This is a genomic window from Congzhengia minquanensis (genome assembly GCF_014384785.1).
Taxonomy (GTDB): Bacteria; Bacillota; Clostridia; order UBA1381; family UBA9506; genus Congzhengia; species Congzhengia minquanensis.
Window position 1 is genome coordinate 1 of sequence record NZ_JACRSU010000019.1, and the last position, 706, is coordinate 706.

The 706-nt window shown below is 36.8% G+C and carries 1 protein-coding gene; it reads right to left on the reverse strand.

Features of this window, described 5'->3' with window-relative positions:
* Positions 1-22 precede the first annotated feature (22 nt).
* Positions 23-706: WG repeat-containing protein (locus tag H8698_RS13220; RefSeq protein ID WP_249313904.1), on the reverse strand; the 684-nt coding region annotated here is incomplete at its 5' end.

Genomic DNA, 706 nt, shown 5'->3' on the forward strand with positions numbered 1-706 from the left:
ACTACCCCTTGGCCTAAATACATCAGCGTTTGCCCTCATAAAAATTAAATTGTGAATCAATATAGCCTTCCACACCATTTAAAATTACATTCGCATAACCATTTTTAAAACGAGAGGCCTTTTCAAATTCCAAATCAGTAGCTCGTTCGCCGCTCAGGTCAATATAGGAATATCTTTTATTACCATCATCGGAAGTTGGTGCTGGTATACCTTGTGTAAGAATACATGCGAACCCTTCAGAAAAAGAATCTGCCCATTTAAATTCTTTATCAAAAAGCAAACTTCCATCTTTTTTAATAAAAGTCCAGCAATCATTGGTATAATCAAAGCCTTCGTTAGGATACGGCGTTCTTACTGCGGCAACTCCGTTTTGAAAGTCATTGGCTGTTCCATATTTTATAGGAATTACTAAATCACCTTTTCGATTGATAAAACCATAACGTGGGCTGGGATTAATTCTTCGCGCATCGCAAACCATGGCAAGACCTTCTTTAAAAGGATATACGTTTGTATACTCATCTTTAGCTTCAATTACAATATTTCCTTCACTGTCTTTAAATCCCTGATGCCCGGTGACCTCATCTGTATAAATAATCAGTTTATTTGACATATCATTGTTTCTTTCTGCAACCCTAATTTTATTTTGTTCCGGAAGCCATGTTGCAGTTCTGCCAGTCCATGATGCAAAGTCAGTTAAAGCAACATA